Raw genomic sequence first — 17,686 nt, 5'->3', positions numbered from 1 at the left:
GCTTGTATTAGGTCTGTCAGAAAATCATTTACGTGCTGAAGTTCTTGATATGCAAAAGATCACGAGGGGGTATTGCGGTGTCTGGTGAAAAAAAGCCTGTTGGTAAGGTTCGTTCTTCTCGTGTAAAAGTGGCACGTAAAAAGGTTGCGGCTCCCGCAGTGTTAGAGACACATGAACCAGTAGCGGAGCCACAGGTTACAGAACAAGTTGAAATAGCTCCTGTAGCAGAGCCAACACCGGCTCCAGCGGCAGAACAAATTGCATTGGCACTTCAGTCTCAGGCGGGTATTGTGGAACAAGAAGCTGAAAAAGAACGTCGGGCGGCTATCTTCTTTGATAGTCAGTGGTACCTTAATGCTTACCCAGATATTCGTGAGGCGGGCGTAGATCCGCTTGAACATTTTCTGGATTATGGTGCTAAGGAAGGTAGAAACCCTAACGCGCTGTTTGATAGCCTTTCCTATCTACGTGTAAATCCTGATGTTGCAGGGTTTGGGCCGGGGCCTTTCATCCATTATATTTGTTATGGTTTTCAGGAAGGGCGGCCTTTGCGCTAGGAGGCTCTTAAAGTTTAAAAAGGGGCGTATGGGTGTTAAAACCATACGCCCCTTTTTTATTTATGCTGTTTTAATAAAAGCGTCAGACTTCTTCTACAACTTCTATGTGAGATGGGAACTCTACGTCTTTCGTCTCATCCAGAATGTAATAGTGAATGTTTTCTGAAACCCAATCTTCCCGGAAACCACAATCTTTATAAATATTACGGCATGGCGTATTATCCGGAAGGTTATGGATAGAAGCTGTTATACGGACATTTCCATGTTTTTCCCGAACATGGCTGACAACATCAGCAACAATGCTTGTTTCAACTTCCATGCCTAAAACGCGGCAGCTCATAACAAACTGCACAATTTCATTATTGCGCAGGTAAAGCACACTTACCAATCCGTAATTGGTGAATTTGTCCTGAACAGTTGCAACAATTATCTCTCCGCCTTCACTTAGAAAGTGAGAGAGTTCCTGAAATGTCCAGCGTGTGCCAGAAGTGTTGAACTGATTGGTTTTGTTTGTAAGCTCTAGCGCGCGGGCCAGTTCCGGTTGCTCTGTATCTGTGATGTAGGTGAGGGAAACCGTACATTCCAAGGATGCCAGAAATTCTTCACGGTTCAGGCTGGCGCGTGTTTCCTCACGGGCAATCTGTCCTCGGATCATGGTTTCTCGCTTGGCGGATTCCTGCGTGAGACGAGCAACCTGTGTTTCGGGTGCCCATAAAAGGATGCGGCGTGTGAGATACGGGTTGCCGCCAATTGTGCGAATTTCAGGAAAAGCCGTGTTAACAGAAGCGCGTTCTACAGGATTATCATCTACAAACACAACGCTTTTAGGCTTGATATTGAACTCCTGACAGATAGCGGCAATGTTTTCTGGTTTGGGAACCCAGTTGATTTTGACAGAGGCAAAATCTTCCAGTTTGATAAACTGCGGATTGATAATGTCATCCCATCGTTCGCGCACATAGGCTTCATCATTCTTGGAGCAGATAGCCACCAGAATGCCACGTGCGCGTAAGGTATGAACAGCTTCCCACAAACCCACAGGCCAGCCATCTGTGCGTGGCCAAGGCTGCACTTCTGGCCGATAATGTTCTGCTATCTGGCCGCGCCACAAGGTATTGTCCAAGTCAAAAATAACGGCCTTGACTTGATCTACCTGATGCACAGTGCGGTAGGCTGCAACAATCTGGCGAAAGATGGTTTTAACAAATTCTTCCCGATGAATGGGATAAATGGTTTCCAGTGCAGGAATAGGCTCATTGCGCTCAATCGCACCGAAATCATCCCAATCCTGAAAAGACAGGCCGCCATGGGTATGGAAGTAAATAATATCATCCAGTACATAACGTTTGCCTAAAGAGGACACAACAGAATCAACATCCAGCACATAAGCATTTTTATAACTGGAAATTTTCTGGGCCAGATACATGTTCAGGCGTCTTACCATGTAGGTGAGATCTGTTTCTGTACCTTGTGAGAGTATGCTGGAAGCTGTGCTCATTTGCGGAACTATGAAATTAGAGACAAATGTCAGTAATCCATGTTCGCGGTTGTAAAGTAGTGCGGCATCCAGCATGACATCCAGCGTGTTGAATGCATCGTGCAGGATACTTTCTGCAAAAGCCGGATCATTCAGTTGAAAGTCTTCTACCACACGGTCACTTAAAACGGTGCGTAGTGGGATTTGCACGTATTGTAGATCATACTGATCTGCTGGTGCGGGCGGAGATTTTGGTAAAATGCTGACAAAATTGTAAGGAATGTAATCAAAATTTATATCTGGATAATATCCCTTAAAGGCTTCTAGATATAAGGAAGTTAAACAGGAACCAACAAGAAGAACGCGATTAATTTTGCGCTCTGTTTTTTGGAGATCTGTAGGGAATAGAAAATCCGGAGATGCAAGAGGAGAATTATTTTTTGTTGTTGTAGGCATAAAGAACTCCGCCAATATAGCTTTTATTTTGTTTGGGTTGGCAGTGGAGGGATGACTTGTTTAACAAGAGAGGTGCAAGAGAATGGAGCCTCATTGAGAGATTATAAAAATTCAATTCATATTACATGATTAACATTATTATAATCTTCCGACGAGTTGAAAGAAAGTATTTTCAAGCAATTAATCGAAGGAAGGAGATTAGGAAAAGCGTAGATAAGTATGATAAATTTATGTAGAGGAATAGTTAACTGTTGTGTTTTTCAGCATAAAAATTTATATTTGGTATAAGTACCTGTAAATAGTGATAGCATTCAAACGGAAAATGCAATGGTAAGTTTGACCGCCTGGAATAAAAAAGATATAAAATCAATAATTGATTCGGGAAAATTCGATAGTGAATTTTATCTTGAAGAAAATCCTGATGTAAAAAAATCTGGTCTTGATCCAATTATACATTATGTTCTTTACGGTGTACATGAAAACCGTAATCCTAATGATAATTTCAATACAGAAATTTATTATAATCTTTATAAAAATGTTATTGGGAAAAATGAAAACCCATTCGCGCATTATATTAGAAATAATGATCATCTGTTTTTCTTTGAAAAAGGTCTTTTGCAGGAATATTCGTATGTTTCAATTACGAATGCTCTAAATAGATTAAAGAAATACCCGTTTTTTAACGAAGATGATTACGTGCGTATGAACAGCGATGTTTCATCCGCAAGTATGCCAACAGCACGCCACGCATTACTTTACGGTATTGGTGAAGGGCGAGAAATTTTTTCCAAACGCTCAATTGTTCGCTTTTTGGGCAACGAGTGTAAGCACGACGTTAATTATAAAATCACTGATAAGGTTTACGGCAAGAATTTCCCTAAAACGATCGGGGTATTCTACCATTCCGAAGGTAATTCTTTTATTCAGGAATTGGCAGAGTGCCTCAGTGAATATCTGTGTAATGCTGGCCTGAATGCCAAGGTTCTTACTGAAAAAACACCAGAAGAAGATACGCCTGAACTTTGCATTTTCTGTGCTCCGCACGAATTCTTCTTCTTGGATGGAAACGAAATCTGGAAACGTGATGAGATTATTAGAAAATCTATCATGTTTAATACAGAGCAACCCCAGACACTCTGGTTCACGCGTGGGATTCTGTACATTCTCATGTCAGCCGGGGTGATGGATCTGTGTTATCAGAATCTTAAATCCTTTTCCGATGTTGGGCTGCCAGTATTCCACTTTGATCCGCCGGTAAAAATAGAAGCTTGCAAGCTTACTGATGCAGATAAAAAGCATCCGTTGGTGCGCATTTTGCCGGAAGGGGCTAAAACAGGTTCTACCCCATTCCGGCCAATTGCCGAACGCGCTATTGATGTCAGCTTTTTTGGGAATGCCTCTCGCAAGCGCGAAAAATTCTTTTCGCGGTCAGCGGCCTTCTTCTCTAACTATCAGTCCTTCTTTTATTATCGTAAGGCAGAAGGGCCTATTCCGTCCTCCGGGGTTTACGATATCCTTTCACGCCTCCCGCGCTATGTTGCAGAAAATTCCAAGGTGGCGTTGAATATTCATCGCGATGATAATTGCTTTTTTGAATGGCACCGGATTGTTAAACAAGGCATGGCTTCTGGCACCATTGTTGTAACAGAAGAATGCTTCCCTCATCCGCTGTATAAGGAAGGTGAGCATTTCTTGGCTGAAACGCCGCGGCATATGCCCAATCTGGTAGAATGGTTAACCCAGACTGAAGATGGGCAAAAAGAAGCTGCCAGAATTCAGCAGAATATTTTTGATCTTCTGCAAGATGAGAAAATATTCAACTCCAAGAATATCGATCTCAAAAACTATATTTCTGCTGTGTGGAGCACTGTGAAATGAGCGTTATCAAGCCATGGGACCCCAGCCCGGAAGTTGTTTTTTCCTATAAGAAAAAATCCCGGAAGCCTAAAAACCTGATTACGGTCTGCGTTACCAACTTCAATTATGCTTCTGTTATTGAAGAATGTCTGGATAGCATTGCAGATCAAACGCATGCTGATCTGGAAATTGTGGTTGTTGATGACTGCTCCCAGCGGGATGATTCCGTTGATGTGATCGCGGAATGGATGGAGGAAAACAAGCAGCGTTTTTACAGCCTGCAGTGTTTGACCAACCCGCGTAATCAGGGGCCATCATTTTCGCGCAATATGGCGTTTGAATATGCGCAGTCTGAGTATGTGTTTATTATCGATGCTGATAATACCATTTACCCAACGGCGCTGGAAAAAATTTACACGGCTCTTTTGCAGGGCAAATTCCCGGCAGTTTATACCCAGATTGAAGAGTTTGGAGACCGCAAAGGTATTGGCCATGCCGATATCTGGGATGCCGCACGCATGCGCAAGAATAACTATGTGGATGTGATGGCGCTTATTCGTAAAAGTGCATGGGAAAAGGTTGGCGGCTTCTCTCATATTGAAGAAGGCTGGGAAGATTATGATTTCTGGCTGAAATTTATTGATGCAGGGCTAGAACCCGGATACCTGCCAGAAATTCTGTGTCGTTATCGTGTGCATAATTCTTCGCGCACAGCAACAGAAGCATTGGCTGCACATTATGATCTGGAATTGGTGATGGAGTTCCGTCATCCAGAACTGGTGAAATAATCAGATTTTCCAAATACTGTGGTATAAAAAAGAGCGGAGGAAACTCCGCTCTTTTTTATTTTCAATTCGCAACGGTTAAAACACACTATTAAATGCCACCTGTGGTGAAACCGAAAACCCGGTATTGTGGCCTGCAAAATAGGTTGAAACCCCCGCAATAACCCCAAAACGAGGGGACCAGTTGTATTCAACAGCAGGGGCTATCAGCCAGTCTCCTGAAGAGCTGTTAATGCGGTCTATCCGTTCTATTTTGCCGCTTGTTGGGGTACGGCCTTTAATGTGAGACCCATCTGCCCAATCTCGCGCCAGATCCATGGCCAAAACCCATTTCTGGTTTATGCCAAATTCCAGAGAAAACCCGCTTTCTCCGTACATGCCGGGTTGCGCTGTGCCGCGGAAGCCAACTTCTGTGCCGTAACTGCTTACGTTATGCAGATGGGCGGTTGTAAGCGCACGGCGGAAGGTTCCCCACATACGCAGGCGCAGTTCATGCTGGCCTGGCAGTGTGTAAGTGGATTGCTCCGTAAAGGCTAAGCGGAATGTATAAACGCCAGATCCAACACCATCTTCTGCTCGGCCCAGCCTCTGATAATTACCTGTGGGAAAACCAACCCCAGCAAATACACTCAGAGCCGGAATATAGCGTGCAGGATCTGCATCCAGATAACGCCACATTAAATCAACTGGCAGATCTCCGAATTTGAGCCCGCTACTTGTACCAGATTTCTTCTTCCACAAATAACTGATCGTGGGAGTAACCTGAATACTGATGGAATCCGTAATGGAGTATTTGTAGAGCGTAAAATTGGAAACAGATTGCTGGCGTGGATGCAGCGGATGGCTGTTGCCGTTTGCATCCAGATATCCCACAGGCAGATTATAGCTGACGTAAGGTTCCCACGCGAACACACCTGCCTTGGAAAGCGCGCCAGAAGGCGAAACGAGAGATCCTGTATACCATTGCGGGCGGGCCTCCCCCGGAGCTTGAGATCCCGCCGCCGCACTATTGCCTGTATCTGCAGCATGTGCTGCGGAAAGGCCGACAGAAAGCAGCAATGTGCCTACCAAAGAGCGACAAACAACAGGGCAACACTTAACGCCTGCTCGTACCTGGAGGGAGGAAAATACACTGGCTGCCTGAATCATGATCTGTCTGACCCTTCATGGGGAACCAAAAAATCTTCCGTCAACACAACGGAAGGAACGGTTTGTGGCACGGCGTTATGTTGCGGAACGGAGCGAATGCGGCGCCAGCCCCATGCCAGGGCCAAAGCCAGCAGGGGAATGGCGCATATTGTTGCCGTTCCGGTTGGGTAATCAAACGCCATCAGCCCAACGATGCCAATAAAGAAGGCGAGAGCCAGCCACGAGGTAAATGGCGCGCCCGGCATCGGAAAAGAGGTAGGGGCAATTTCTCCACGGCGAATTTTTTTGCGCAGTTGAATCTGGCACAGCACAATAAAACACCACGTGCTGAGAATACCCAGAGAGGCCAGACTGAGCATGATTTCAAAAATCTGGCTGGGGATGAAGTAATTCAGCACCACGCCCACAAGATAAATGGCCACAGTAGAAAGAATGGCTGCAGAAGGTACAGCCTGTTTGTTCATGCGGGCCAAATAACGCGGGGCTGCGCCATCTAGCGCCAGTGCACGTAGCACGCGCCCGGTAGAATAGAGGCCAGAGTTTAAGCTGGAGAGCGCTGCGGTCAGCACCACAACGTTCATCACACTGTCTATGCCCGGTACGCCCAACTTGGAAAGGAAGGTGACAAAAGGGCTAACTCCTGCCTGATACGTGTTCCACGGCAGCAGCAGCACAAGCAGCGTAATGGTGCCCACGTAAAAAATGGCAATACGCCAGATAACGTTGTTAATGGCCTGCGGTAAAACGGATTTAACATCCTCGCATTCCCCCGCAGCCGTGCCAATCAGCTCAATACTGGCATAGGCAAATACAACACCTTGCACCAATACCAGTGCAGGTAAAAAGCCGTGCGGGAACAAGCCGCCGTTTTCGGTAATCAGATGCAGCCCGGTTGCGTGCCCATCTACGGGGTAGCGCAAGGCCAGAATAACCAGCGCGATGACCAGGAATCCGCCTAAGGCCATCACTTTAACCAAGGAAAGCCAGAATTCCAGCTCACCAAACCATTTTACGCCGGTTAGGTTCATGCCGGTTATCAGCACAAGGGCCAGCAGGGCAAAAAGCCATTGTGGTACACTGGAAAAAACAGGCCAAAAACGCATGTAAAGCGCCACGGCTGTAATATCCACAATGCCTGTTACAGCCCAGTTAAAAAAGGCCATGGTGCCTGCAATATAAGAGGCTTTGGGGCCTAAAAACTCCTGTGTGTAGGAAACAAAGCTGCCACTGGTGGGGCGGTACATTACAAGCTCACCTAATGCACGCAGCATCAGAAAAGCAAAAACACCACACACCAGATAAACCAAGGCAAGAGATGGGCCAACGGCTTGAAGGCGAGATCCAGCCCCCAAAAACAGCCCTGTGCCAATAGCCCCACCCAGAGAGATCATTTGGATCTGACGCTTACCCAAACCACGGTGGTATCCATCTTCAGTGCGTGCGCCTGCATTGGCAAGTGTATGCCCATCTGAGGTGGGGGAAGCCGTCATCTCGTTAACCTTGATTACAAAATTATGTCAAAACCGATTGGTATCGGGTGCATTGGATTTTGCAGGTTGTAAAGATGGAACCGTTAAATAATCGCAATTAAATATGAATAGTGTATAAGAATGAAGCTGAAACGTATAAGGAATATACAGAATTTATATAAATATCAGGAAAGAATAAACGCAAATATTTTGTTTTGATATTGAAATAATATAGGCATAAGTGCTGTTGTTTGGGATAAAAATGTTATTTATTTATTATCTACGAAAGTAAAGAAAGTTGCGTTGTGGCTTCTTGATCTTGCGGGCTTAAAAGAGTGGAAAGTGTAATACCTAAAAGTCTTACTGGGGCACGTACAGGCAGCAATGGCGCAAGTAACCGGCACGCCATCTCGGCTAGAATTTCTTGATCTTGCACCGGATCGGCCAAAGAGAGGCTGCGCGTGCATTGGTTGAAGTCTGTATAGCGCAGTTTCAGGGTGATCGTACGGCCTGTCAGGTTACGTTTTTGGCAGCCCGCCCACACTTTTGCGGCCAGTTCATGCAGAGCCGCGTGTAATTCGGCTGAGGTGCGCAAATCCTGCGCGAACGTTATTTCCTTGCCGAGTGATTTGCGCGGCCTGTTTGGTTCTACTGGCCGATCATCTTTGCCACGGGCGATGCCATAATAAAAAGCAGCCGCCTTACCAAAATGCTGGCGTAAAATATCTAATGAAAAACGACGTAAATCTGCACCTGTATGAATGCCGAGTGTATGCATTCGCTGGGCCGTAGCTGGCCCCACGCCATGAAAAGCGTTTACGGGCAGATTGGCTACAAATGCTTCCCCACGGTTGGGCGGAATAACAAATTGACCATTGGGTTTGCGGTAATCTGAGGCCAGCTTGGCCAGAAACTTATTGTAAGACACACCTGCCGAGGCCGTAAGCCCTGTTTCATACAAAATGGCCGCGCGTATTTCTTCTGCAATTGCTGTGGCAGAGGGGCGGAGAAGCAGCGGATTTGTTACATCCAAATAGGCTTCATCTAACGAAAGAGGCTGAATAAGGGGGGTATAACGCGCAAAAATGGCGTGAATTTGGGCAGAAACTGCACGATAAACATCAAAACGTGGCGGCACAAAAATCAGGTGCGGGCATTTGCGCTGTGCCTGCACCGAAGGCATGGCCGAACGCACGCCAAATTTTCGGGCTTCATAACTGGCGGCGGCAACCACACCGCGTTCCTGGCATCGGCCTACCGCTACAGGTTGGCCTTTAAGCGCTGGATTGTCTCGTTGCTCAACAGATGCATAAAAAGCATCCATATCAATATGGATAATGCGGCGTACAACGGCTGTCATCACCTGTGTATGGTAGCAGAAGGCAGCGCAAAAGGGAACAAAAAGAAAACAAATCTAGCTTAAAATTCTGCGTGTCGGGTTTGCAAACCAGAAAATCAGGATCTTTTTAACCAAAGCAGAAGGTCTCAATTTTAAAATGAAAGGGGAAAGCGCTTCCTGATATTGGAGCCACGCCTCCCCGTAGAAAAATTATGATGTTGTTTAAGATACCGGAAACCCTTGTGAATACTGGTATTTTGAGGTGGCACGATCCTGCCAATGCGCCACAATTTGCTTGGGCTGCATATCCAGATCATGCCAGCGTGCAAGGGAAAGTGCCGCTGTGGCTGGGTAGGCCCCATAAGCAGATGGACGTTCCGATGCCTTGGTAGGGACAACACGGCTAGAACTATGAGAGAGCCAGTATCCTGCCCCAGCAAGACAGGCTCCTAGCGTTGTAATGGCAGAAGCAAGGCGTGTACGCAGGCCAGCAAATGGCACAAGCGGTTTAAGCAGGTCTTCCATATCTGCATTGCGTTCATTCTGTGCGGCTTCTGTTGCCAACAAAAGGCGATACTCTGTGCTGGTAACAGAAAGAGCGCAGCCTACCCGAATATCCAGTGCAGGCATTTCCAGTGCGGCCATATCTGTCAGGGCATCATGAAAGGTTTGTGCAACCGCCAAAAATTCCCGCCTAAAGCAGGGAAGAAACAGGCCGCCCGATGGCCCGGCTGTGGGCGTGTGCGGGTTTGTTTGTATTCCTGCAAGGCGGCGAATGGTCCAAAGTGTCAGCCGTTCGCTGCAGGCAAGATCCGTCAGATAAACAGGTGAACGTGTCATGGCGCATTCCTAAAGGCAGATGCCTTCATCCTTTGTGTGGCATGTGTGCGATAACTCTCTTTAGATGAGAATAATTCTCATTATCAAGATAAAAATGCATCAACTTTTCTCACGCTTCTGTGGTGGCTCTGTTTTTTCTGCTTTTCTTGAGGCTGGGCATGAGGCAGTACACAAGGCATGTCTGTGCTTGCCTCACTCTCTCTCCCATTCCTGCGCCGGTTAGATCCGGAACAGGCCCATGAACTGGCCTTGGATGCCCTAACACTGGGTGTATCCGTGCCCATAAAACGGCCCAAGGATGATCCTGCCCTAGCTACACGTGTGCTGGGTATGCGGTTTTCCAACCCCATTGGCATTGCTGCCGGGTTTGATAAGAACGCCCGTGTTCTGCGCCCTCTGGCACAGTTGGGATTCGGGTTTGTAGAAGCAGGAACTGTTACGCCACGCCCGCAGGCGGGTAACCCCAAGCCTCGGCTTTTCCGCCTTACGGAAGATCGGGCGGTTATTAACCGTATGGGCTTTAATAATCAGGGTATTGATATGTTTGCCGTGCGTCTGGCGCGTCTGTCCCGCCCGTTGCCATCTGGCCGTGGCGGTGGGGCCGGGGTGCCTGTAGGTGCCAATATCGGTATTAACAAAACCGGTGCAGACCCGGAGCGCGATTACCCAGAACTGGTGGCGCGCGTTAAGCCCTACGTTAATTACATTGTGCTAAATGTCTCTTCTCCTAATACGCCGGGCCTGCGTGGCTTGCAGGATGCTGCCCGCCTGCGTGGGATTCTGGATGCCATTTCGGCCCGTCATGCAGAACGGCCACCGCTGTTGATTAAGCTGGCGCCGGATCTGGAAGATGATGCCATTGGCCCCATTGTAGAAGCCGCCGTAGCCGGTGGTGCGCAGGGGCTGATTGTCACTAACACCACACTGGCGCGCCCCGATTCTCTGCAAAGTTCGTATCGCACAGAAGCTGGGGGGCTTTCTGGCCGTCCGCTTAAACCGCGTGCTACGGAAATGCTGCGTTTGGTTGCGCAGGCTGCGGCAGGCCGTCTGGCACTGATAGCTTGTGGCGGTATTGAAAGCGGAGAAGACATTCTTACCCGAATCCGCCTTGGGGCTGATCTGGTGCAGGTTTACACAGCGTTTGCTTATGAAGGCCCCGCACTAGTAGAGCGGCTGAAGCGTGAGATGCAGCATATCATGCGTGCGCAGGGCATTGAAACGTTGGATGATATTCGGGGCAAAGATTTATGATAGCGCAGCAAACTGTAGAAGATATGCAGCAGATTACAGGCCTTGCCGCGCTGGCAGACCAGTACGATGGCTACATTATAGATCTATGGGGCACAGTGCATGATGGTGTGCAACCATATCCCGGTGCCGTAGAGTGTTTGCAGGCCCTGCGTGCATCAGGCAAAAAAATTGTCATGCTTTCCAATGCGCCGCGTCCGGCAGATGTCGTATGTGCGCAGCTTGAAGCCTTTGGTATTTCGCATGAACTGCATGACGGAGTGATGACAAGTGGTGAAGAAACGCGCCGTTTGTTAAAAGCCCGGACAGACCCGTGGTTTGCCAATTTGGGGCAGAAAGTGCTGCATATTGGCGGCACACATGATCTGGGTCTGTACAACGGGCTGGACGTGCAACGCGTAGCACAGCCTGCGGATGCCGATTTTATTATGAACACCGGGCCAGATGCCGAGCGCGGCGTGGGATCACTGGATCCATATCTGCCAGAACTGCGTGCTTGTCTGGAACGTGGCCTGCCAATGGTGTGCGCCAACCCGGATATGGTGGTGGTAAAAGGTGGCAAGCGGCAGATTTGTGCTGGGGCTCTGGCAGCATTTTACGCGGAACAAGGTGGCAAGGTTAGCTGGATAGGTAAACCATACCCCCGTGTGTACGAGCCTGTTTTTGAGATGCTGAATGTGCCACGCCCGCGTATTCTGGCCATTGGTGATGCACTGGCTACCGATATGCGTGGTGCTTCTGCTGTGGGCGTTGCCGGGCTGTGGATTTTGGGGGGCATCCATCAGGAAATGATCGGGGATGACATCCAGTTGGCAAAAGAAGAAGCCAAGGCCGTAGGTTTGGCCCCGGTTGCGGCTATTAAAAGATTGGTGTGGTGAGTGCGCCACCAACCTCACCCGCAGTAGGGTGTGGCGCTGCTATTGTAAATAATGCAGGCCATATTTTGCTGCTGCGTCGCCTCAAGCAGCCAGAAGCAGGTTGCTGGGGGTTGCCGGGTGGCAAGGTAGATCCGTTTGAAACCGTACCGGCTGCCGTTATCCGCGAAGTGCTGGAAGAAATCGGCTTAAACGTGCAGTTAGGTGCGTTGCTTTGCGTGGTGGATCAAATTGATCCAGCAGCAGGCACGCATTGGGTTGCCCCCGTTTACAGGGTGCAGCAGTACACGGGGCAGCCCCATATCTGCGAGCCACATAAACATAATGGGCTGGAATGGTTTGCTCTGGATGCGTTGCCGCAGCCCCTTACGATTGCAACGCAGCAAGCAGTGGCCGTCTTGAAGCATCAGGACGCGTAAAGCCGTGCTGGAAACACGTAGCCTGATTTAGAAATCAGGCAGTGTCTGGGCCAGCAAGCCTCCTTGGCGGAGGGGAGCCACACGGCGGGCAAGGCCCGTGGCATCTTCTGTTTCCACCATAATCCCGCATATTGTGGCTTCGCCTTCTGCGGGTTGTAGGCGTTCACCCGGCATTTTGCGTACAAAACGGGTAACCGCGGGTTCCTTGGTCATGCCAATAACGCTGTCGTAATCTCCGCACATCCCAGCATCTGTCTGAAACGCCGTGCCAGCGGCCAGAATCCTATGGTCTGCTGTGGGGGTATGTGTGTGCGTACCCACAACCAAAGATACACGGCCATCCAGCATATGACCCATTGCCCATTTTTCGCTCGTGGCTTCTGCATGCACATCCACAATGGCCGCTTGTATGGTGGCGCCAAGGCGATGCTTGTTGAGCAGTTCATTCATGCACCGGAAGGGATCATCCAGCGGGTCCATGAACAGGCGGCCCATCACGTTAACCACAAGAGCTTTGCGGCCATCTGCCAGTTCTACCACCACACTGCCTTGGCCGGGTGTACCGGGGGGATAGTTGAGCGGGCGCACAATGCGAGGTTCGGAGGTAATATGCCCGATCAGATCACGCCGATCCCACGCATGGTTGCCAAGGGTAAGCACATCTACGCCGCCTTGCAGCAAGGATGTGGCAATGGCGGGGGAAAGGCCAAAGCCGTGGCTGGCGTTTTCGGCATTGACCACAACCAGATCCAGCGCCAATTTTTCACGCAAGGCAGGCAGGCGGCTTAAAACGGCTTCGCGGCCAGTGCGGCCAACAATATCACCCAGAAAAAGGAGTCTCACGCCAGAGGTTTCCTGTGTTTGTTGTTAGTCAAAATGGAGAATCTCCTTTTCAGTCACAATACAGGAAAGCGGCCTGTCATACGGGCCAGCAGGAAGGCTGTCTAATTCTTGGCAAGATGGCGCATACCCAATGCTGCGTGCATCGGGCAGGGCGGCCAAAGTGCGATCATAATATCCGCCACCATATCCTAGCCGGTTGCCTGTGCGGTCAAACCCCAGCAAGGGCACCAATATAATGGTGGGTTGCAGAACCGGGCCATCAGGAAACTCAGTGCCAAAACGGCCTTGCATCATGGGGGCATGGGGCGTCCAGCGCCGAAAAATAAGGGGCTGCCCGCGTGGTGGTGTTTCAGGCAGCACAATGGTTGCGCCTGTATCCACCAATATGTGGCACAGCGGGCATAGATTTACTTCATGCGGTAGGGGCCACACGCCGGCAACAACAGCGGGCAACAGGGGGCGCAGAAGTGTATGCAGGTGGGTAAGGATACCGCTATCCAGCGCTTCATCACGCGCTTTTAGCATGGCCATGCAGTGTTGGCGCAGTTCTTTTTTGCGCGCGGCCACAGCAGGCGGATCACCTTGTGGGGGGAAAATGTGCGGAGCCACCATGAACCGTGGGTCTTTCAACCTCCAGGACCTGCGAGTGCAGGTGGGCGCCGGGTAATGTGACCAGGGCCACAACAGAGCCAGCTCCCTAGGAAGTGCTTATCGGCCCAGGGGATGACTTGCCTCACGCGTTGGGCAGCCCCGCCTCATCTATGTAGGCGTGCTCAAGCTCTGCTGCAAGAGATTCCGCACGTTCGGCCAAATCTGCTAAGCGACCGGCTGTAAGGGCCTGCTCCGCCCGCAGGCGTTCGGCATCTTTTGCAGCCTGTATGGTGGCATCTGGCACGCGGCTGCCAGAAAGATCCTGTATTTCATCCGCCATTAAAAGGGCGGCCAGAACCAGTACCCGGGCATCTCCGCTAAAACCCATGTCACGCACGCGCTGCACGCGGCGTTCTACTTGCTGGGCCATGGCCTGAACGTGGCGTTCCTGCCCGTTATCGCACCCTACCGTATAGCTGTGGCCGTTAATCCGAACCGAAACAAGTGCCATGCTGTATCAGTTTCCCTGTTCGTGTTCTGCCGGGTGGTAAAAGGTAAGGGAAGATGGCTTTTCTGCCCGTTCCAGCGCATCTCGCACGCGGGAGAGAAGGGCATCTACATTGGCCACCAGTTCCTGTTTTTCTGTGCCCGTGCGGGTTTGCTGTTGCAGCCCTTTTTCAACAGCAAAGGAAATGCGTTGCAAGGCACGATCCAGCCGGGCTATGGGGTCTTGCCCAGCCGGTGGCTGTGTGGCCGGGTGCTGTTTACCAGCGTGTTCGTCAGTCTGGGGCAAAGACGGCTCCACGGCTTGATCCTGCATTCTTGTTTTTGTCAACTGTGCTCAGGAATCACCCGCAAACGCGATGGCGTCAAGCATGCTAACCAAAAACGCTTCATTTTTCTTACCAAAACTGCCGCCAGACAAGTTATTTACGATTGATGGATACGAATCTGGCATGGCTGCCTATCGTGCTGCGCGTACGGTAGAGGGCATGATAGAGGGCGCAAGAGCACGTTTTGGTTTTCTTTCTGCCCCAGGTGCGGCTGGGTTTATGGGGGCAGCGTGGTGGTTGGCGCTTATTGCAGCGCTGGAGGATTCGACAGGCCTTGCATTTTGGCATGCGCTGGATTGCGGTGGCAGCGCAGCTTATGCGTTGGGTGCTGTGCGCATGGGCCAAAAACATGCTGTGTTGCAAGCATCTGCTGCCCAGTTTAATGCGATAAAAGCAGTTTATACGCAGGAATTTGGCATGCTATTGAGCGCCCGCCCGCCATCATTTCACCTTATACCATCATTATGTCACACGTCTTCTCTTGTCGGGTATTTCACCGACGGTTATTGCCAATCCTCAGATCCGGAAAATAAACTGCCGGACACAAGGCAAAAAAAGGATTGTTACCCATGACACTTACCCCCAAGGTTAAGGCTATTCTCGACCAGTACGAGAGCGATAATCCCGGCACCAAGATGAATCTGGCGCGGCTGCTCAACGCAGGTAAGCTGGGTGGCACAGGCAAGCTGGTGATTTTGCCGGTTGATCAGGGGTTTGAGCATGGCCCGGCCCGTTCTTTTGCAGCTAACCCGGCAGCGTATGATCCGCATTATCACTTTGAACTGGCGATTGAAGCAGGCCTAAGCGGCTATGCAGCGCCGCTGGGCATGCTGGAATGTGGCGCCGCAACATATGCTGGCGAAATTCCGCTGATTCTGAAGTGCAACAGCTCCAACAGCCTTGCAACGGAAAAAGATCAGGCTGTAACGGGCACCGTGTCTGATGCCCTGCGTCTGGGTTGCTCTGCTATTGGTTTCACCATCTATCCGGGCTCCGAATACTGCTTCGAGCAGATGGAAGAACTGCGCGAACTGGCCGCAGAAGCTAAGGCTGCTGGCTTGGCCGTTATTGTATGGAGCTACCCACGTGGCCCCGTGCTGGACAAAAAAGCTGAAACCGCAGTGGATGTTTGCGCCTACGCCGCACATATGGCTGCGCTGACAGGTGCGCACATTATCAAGGTAAAGCCGCCGACTGAAGTTGTTGCACTGGATGCCAACAAACCAGTGTATGAGCAGAACAAGATTGACGTTGCTACCCTGGCTGCCCGCGTGCAGCACGTGGTGCAGTCCTGCTTTGCGGGCCGCCGTATCGTAATCTTCTCTGGTGGTGCGCATACCAGCACGGATGAACTGTTGCAGACCATTCAGGGTATTCAGGATGGTGGCGGCTTCGGTTCCATTATCGGTCGTAACGTGTTCCAGCGTCCGAAGGCGGAAGCTCTGGCTCTGCTGGACAAAATCACCACCATTTTCAAAGGCTGAAACAGCCATAGTATCTGCGCAGCGGGCATGAGATAAGGAACACTATGTCTGATCTTTATCTTGTCACGCCTGCTGTGTCTGATGCACAGGCTTTTTTACCTGTTCTTGAAGCAGGTTTAGCTACCCACCAGCCCGCAGCCTTATTGCTGCGGCTGGTGGATATGCCTGTGGCGGCAGCCCGGCAGGCTGTATTACTTCTTAAGCCGGTCATTCAGGCGCGTGATATTGCCCTGATGCTAGAAAATGCCCCGACCCTTGCGCAGGAAACCGGGTGCGATGGCGTGCACCTTTCTCCTTCCTATACGGCGGCTTCTGTAAAGGATGTGCGACGCATTATCGGGCCGGATCTCCAGCTTGGTGTTGCTGTTGGAGAAAGCCGAGATGCCGCCATGTGCGCGGGTGAAGATGGCGCAGATTATATCTGCTTTGGCGCAGAAGATGGCGCCTCGCTTGAAACTGTTTCAGCACTTACACACTGGTGGTCTTTAATGATGGAACTGCCTGTGGTGGCGCAGGCACAAATACCGGCTGATCTGGCAGTGTTGAGCGCCAGCGGAGCGGATTTTGTTATGCCCTCCGAACAGTGGTGGCAGCAGCCGGACACGTGGCAAGGCTGATTTTTGTCGGGTTTGATACGGGTTTTTGCCATGTTTGAGGGCAATGCTAAGTATCAGAACGCGCTTTCTGATCGAACAGATCATGCTGATCTGCGAATGAAGGACGCGGCATGATTATCGAGAACTGGATATTTTCCATGCTGAATAAAAAAACATTCCTGATGCTGGCTATGGCTGCTGGTGTTGTTGCTGCTCCAGCTGTGCATGCACAGGGTTTTGGTGGTGGACTGGGCTCTATTGGTAAAAGTGCCCTGTCTGGTGCAGAAAGCGGCGTGGAAAGCCAAGGCGCAAGCATGGCATCCAGCATGCTGCCAAGCCTTTCTTCTGCCAGCACAGGCAATCTGGCCGGTATTCTTGGGTATTGTGTGCAGAACAATGTGCTTCAACAGGGTTCTTCCACGGCGCAGTCCGTTCTGGGTAGCCTGACACAGAAGCCGGGCGTAACATCTTCCAGCGCGTATGAAGCTGGCCAGCGGGGACTGCTGCAAACCGGCAATAACCAGATGTTCTCTTTGGCCAACCTGAAGGGTGAGCTGAAAACCAAGCTGTGCAGCATGGTGCTGGATAAGGCGCAGTCTGCCCTCTGATTTTGCTGCGGTATGAGCAGGCTTTTTCGCCTGCTTTACCCATTAAAAAAGCCCCTGTCAGTGCAAAACTGGCAGGGGCTTTTTGCATGTTCCCAAACTGTTTTTAGGGCAGTTGTAAAACAGGTGGTGTTGTAAGGTTTTCCTTGCGGGATGTGTAGGAGGCTGTGGCCGGTTGCGTGCGGGCTGCAATCGTGCTGGCCTGTGCCTGTGCCTGTGCCTGTGCCTGTGCCTGTGCCTGTGCCTGTGCCTGTGCCTGTGTC

General features: G+C 50.3%; 18 protein-coding genes, 1 other RNA gene and 1 pseudogene. 10 read left to right on the top strand and 10 right to left on the bottom strand.

Going from position 1 to position 17,686, the window contains the following annotated elements:
- The first annotated feature begins 77 nt into the window (after positions 1–77).
- On the top strand, positions 78–557 hold the full coding sequence (locus tag FKW31_RS01980; protein ID WP_035352808.1) for a hypothetical protein: 480 nt from the start codon (positions 78–80) through the stop codon (positions 555–557).
- 82 nt (positions 558–639) lie between these two features.
- On the opposite strand, the gene FKW31_RS01975 is transcribed toward FKW31_RS01980, so the two are convergent.
- A complete protein-coding gene (locus tag FKW31_RS01975) occupies positions 640–2,490 on the bottom strand; it encodes an HAD family hydrolase (RefSeq protein ID WP_150177396.1) in 1,851 nt (616 codons plus the stop codon).
- A gap of 327 nt (positions 2,491–2,817) precedes the next feature.
- On the opposite strand from FKW31_RS01975, the gene FKW31_RS01970 reads away from it, so the two are divergent.
- Entirely contained in the window at positions 2,818–4,368 is a 1,551-nt protein-coding gene (locus tag FKW31_RS01970) for a hypothetical protein (protein WP_063353382.1), read from the top strand.
- A complete protein-coding gene (locus FKW31_RS01965; protein WP_063353383.1) occupies positions 4,365–5,135 on the top strand; it encodes a glycosyltransferase family A protein in 771 nt (256 codons plus the stop codon). Before FKW31_RS01970 ends, FKW31_RS01965 begins: the two co-directional genes overlap by 4 nt.
- A 75-nt stretch (positions 5,136–5,210) precedes the next feature.
- Here FKW31_RS01965 and FKW31_RS01960 read toward each other — a convergent pair whose 3' ends face one another.
- The 4 genes from FKW31_RS01960 to FKW31_RS01945 all read right to left on the bottom strand — a co-directional run bounded on the left by FKW31_RS01960 (position 5,211) and on the right by FKW31_RS01945 (position 9,929).
- A complete protein-coding gene (locus tag FKW31_RS01960; RefSeq protein WP_089178442.1) occupies positions 5,211–6,281 on the bottom strand; it encodes a hypothetical protein in 1,071 nt (356 codons plus the stop codon).
- A complete protein-coding gene (locus FKW31_RS01955; protein ID WP_150177394.1) occupies positions 6,278–7,771 on the bottom strand; it encodes an amino acid permease in 1,494 nt (497 codons plus the stop codon). Before FKW31_RS01955 ends, FKW31_RS01960 begins: the two co-directional genes overlap by 4 nt.
- 259 nt (positions 7,772–8,030) lie before the next feature.
- Complete coding sequence (dinB, locus tag FKW31_RS01950; protein ID WP_150177392.1) at positions 8,031–9,110, bottom strand: DNA polymerase IV; 1,080 nt, start codon at positions 9,108–9,110, stop codon at positions 8,031–8,033.
- Between the two features lie 201 nt (positions 9,111–9,311).
- A complete protein-coding gene (locus FKW31_RS01945; RefSeq protein ID WP_006116815.1) occupies positions 9,312–9,929 on the bottom strand; it encodes a hypothetical protein in 618 nt (205 codons plus the stop codon).
- A 177-nt stretch (positions 9,930–10,106) separates the two neighbouring features.
- On the opposite strand from FKW31_RS01945, the gene FKW31_RS01940 reads away from it, so the two are divergent.
- From FKW31_RS01940 to FKW31_RS01930, 3 genes are read left to right on the top strand one after another with little or no spacing between them, the layout of a single operon-like run.
- A complete protein-coding gene (locus FKW31_RS01940; protein WP_150177390.1) occupies positions 10,107–11,180 on the top strand; it encodes a quinone-dependent dihydroorotate dehydrogenase in 1,074 nt (357 codons plus the stop codon).
- Positions 11,177–12,055 (top strand): TIGR01459 family HAD-type hydrolase, encoded by an 879-nt coding sequence (locus FKW31_RS01935; RefSeq protein WP_006116817.1) that lies wholly within the window; start codon positions 11,177–11,179, stop codon positions 12,053–12,055. The genes FKW31_RS01940 and FKW31_RS01935 overlap by 4 nt, the downstream gene beginning before the upstream one ends.
- On the top strand, positions 12,049–12,471 hold the full coding sequence (locus FKW31_RS01930) for an NUDIX domain-containing protein (protein ID WP_193562024.1): 423 nt from the start codon (positions 12,049–12,051) through the stop codon (positions 12,469–12,471). The genes FKW31_RS01935 and FKW31_RS01930 overlap by 7 nt, the downstream gene beginning before the upstream one ends.
- A gap of 27 nt (positions 12,472–12,498) precedes the next feature.
- Here FKW31_RS01930 and FKW31_RS01925 read toward each other — a convergent pair whose 3' ends face one another.
- From FKW31_RS01925 to FKW31_RS01905, 5 genes and pseudogenes are all read right to left on the bottom strand, one after another.
- On the bottom strand, positions 12,499–13,314 hold the full coding sequence (locus FKW31_RS01925; RefSeq protein WP_006116819.1) for a TIGR00282 family metallophosphoesterase: 816 nt from the start codon (positions 13,312–13,314) through the stop codon (positions 12,499–12,501).
- 24 nt (positions 13,315–13,338) lie between these two features.
- On the bottom strand, positions 13,339–13,926 hold the full coding sequence (locus FKW31_RS01920) for a 5-formyltetrahydrofolate cyclo-ligase (RefSeq protein WP_150177386.1): 588 nt from the start codon (positions 13,924–13,926) through the stop codon (positions 13,339–13,341).
- Positions 13,913–14,068, bottom strand: a non-coding RNA gene (gene ssrS / locus FKW31_RS01915) — 6S RNA. Before ssrS ends, FKW31_RS01920 begins: the two co-directional genes overlap by 14 nt.
- A gap of 15 nt (positions 14,069–14,083) precedes the next feature.
- Positions 14,084–14,416, bottom strand: a pseudogene (locus FKW31_RS01910) (cell division protein ZapA); the annotation flags it as partial.
- 6 nt (positions 14,417–14,422) lie between these two features.
- A complete protein-coding gene (locus FKW31_RS01905; RefSeq protein WP_035352829.1) occupies positions 14,423–14,725 on the bottom strand; it encodes a hypothetical protein in 303 nt (100 codons plus the stop codon).
- Positions 14,726–14,780: 55 nt separating this feature from the next.
- Between FKW31_RS01905 and FKW31_RS01900 the strand changes: the two genes are divergently transcribed.
- The 4 genes from FKW31_RS01900 to FKW31_RS01885 all read left to right on the top strand — a co-directional run bounded on the left by FKW31_RS01900 (position 14,781) and on the right by FKW31_RS01885 (position 17,426).
- Positions 14,781–15,311, top strand: coding sequence for a hypothetical protein (locus FKW31_RS01900; protein WP_150177384.1), 531 nt, complete (start codon positions 14,781–14,783; stop codon positions 15,309–15,311).
- Complete coding sequence (locus tag FKW31_RS01895) at positions 15,308–16,222, top strand: class I fructose-bisphosphate aldolase (RefSeq protein ID WP_035352834.1); 915 nt, start codon at positions 15,308–15,310, stop codon at positions 16,220–16,222. The genes FKW31_RS01900 and FKW31_RS01895 overlap by 4 nt, the downstream gene beginning before the upstream one ends.
- A gap of 44 nt (positions 16,223–16,266) precedes the next feature.
- Positions 16,267–16,839: a thiamine phosphate synthase gene (locus FKW31_RS01890; protein WP_150177382.1), complete on the top strand. Its 573-nt coding sequence runs from the start codon at positions 16,267–16,269 to the stop codon at positions 16,837–16,839.
- 161 nt (positions 16,840–17,000) lie between these two features.
- Positions 17,001–17,426: a DUF2501 domain-containing protein gene (locus tag FKW31_RS01885; protein ID WP_170315332.1), complete on the top strand. Its 426-nt coding sequence runs from the start codon at positions 17,001–17,003 to the stop codon at positions 17,424–17,426.
- Positions 17,427–17,686 lie beyond the last annotated feature (260 nt).

This window comes from Acetobacter sp. DmW_136 (assembly GCF_008690365.1).
In the GTDB taxonomy this organism is placed as follows: Bacteria; Pseudomonadota; Alphaproteobacteria; order Acetobacterales; family Acetobacteraceae; genus Acetobacter; species Acetobacter oryzifermentans.
The sequence above is the reverse complement of the archived record's forward strand: the minus strand, read 5'-3'. Positions and strand labels throughout refer to the sequence as shown.

What these genes read in the sequence shown, in the direction of transcription:
- FKW31_RS01885 (WP_170315332.1), top strand. Translation starts at nt 17,001, where the DNA reads ATGCTGGCTATGGCTGCTGGTGTTGTTGCTGCTCCAGCTGTGCATGCA.
- FKW31_RS01940 (WP_150177390.1), top strand. Translation starts at nt 10,107, where the DNA reads ATGTCTGTGCTTGCCTCACTCTCTCTCCCATTCCTGCGCCGGTTAGAT.
- FKW31_RS01900 (WP_150177384.1), top strand. Translation starts at nt 14,781, where the DNA reads ATGCTAACCAAAAACGCTTCATTTTTCTTACCAAAACTGCCGCCAGAC.
- dinB (WP_150177392.1), bottom strand. Translation starts at nt 9,110, where the DNA reads ATGACAGCCGTTGTACGCCGCATTATCCATATTGATATGGATGCTTTT.
- FKW31_RS01905 (WP_035352829.1), bottom strand. Translation starts at nt 14,725, where the DNA reads ATGCAGGATCAAGCCGTGGAGCCGTCTTTGCCCCAGACTGACGAACAC.
- FKW31_RS01955 (WP_150177394.1), bottom strand. Translation starts at nt 7,771, where the DNA reads ATGACGGCTTCCCCCACCTCAGATGGGCATACACTTGCCAATGCAGGC.
- FKW31_RS01965 (WP_063353383.1), top strand. Translation starts at nt 4,365, where the DNA reads ATGAGCGTTATCAAGCCATGGGACCCCAGCCCGGAAGTTGTTTTTTCC.
- FKW31_RS01960 (WP_089178442.1), bottom strand. Translation starts at nt 6,281, where the DNA reads ATGATTCAGGCAGCCAGTGTATTTTCCTCCCTCCAGGTACGAGCAGGC.
- FKW31_RS01975 (WP_150177396.1), bottom strand. Translation starts at nt 2,490, where the DNA reads ATGCCTACAACAACAAAAAATAATTCTCCTCTTGCATCTCCGGATTTT.
- FKW31_RS01935 (WP_006116817.1), top strand. Translation starts at nt 11,177, where the DNA reads ATGATAGCGCAGCAAACTGTAGAAGATATGCAGCAGATTACAGGCCTT.
- FKW31_RS01895 (WP_035352834.1), top strand. Translation starts at nt 15,308, where the DNA reads ATGACACTTACCCCCAAGGTTAAGGCTATTCTCGACCAGTACGAGAGC.
- FKW31_RS01890 (WP_150177382.1), top strand. Translation starts at nt 16,267, where the DNA reads ATGTCTGATCTTTATCTTGTCACGCCTGCTGTGTCTGATGCACAGGCT.
- FKW31_RS01970 (WP_063353382.1), top strand. Translation starts at nt 2,818, where the DNA reads ATGGTAAGTTTGACCGCCTGGAATAAAAAAGATATAAAATCAATAATT.
- FKW31_RS01920 (WP_150177386.1), bottom strand. Translation starts at nt 13,926, where the DNA reads ATGGTGGCTCCGCACATTTTCCCCCCACAAGGTGATCCGCCTGCTGTG.
- FKW31_RS01945 (WP_006116815.1), bottom strand. Translation starts at nt 9,929, where the DNA reads ATGACACGTTCACCTGTTTATCTGACGGATCTTGCCTGCAGCGAACGG.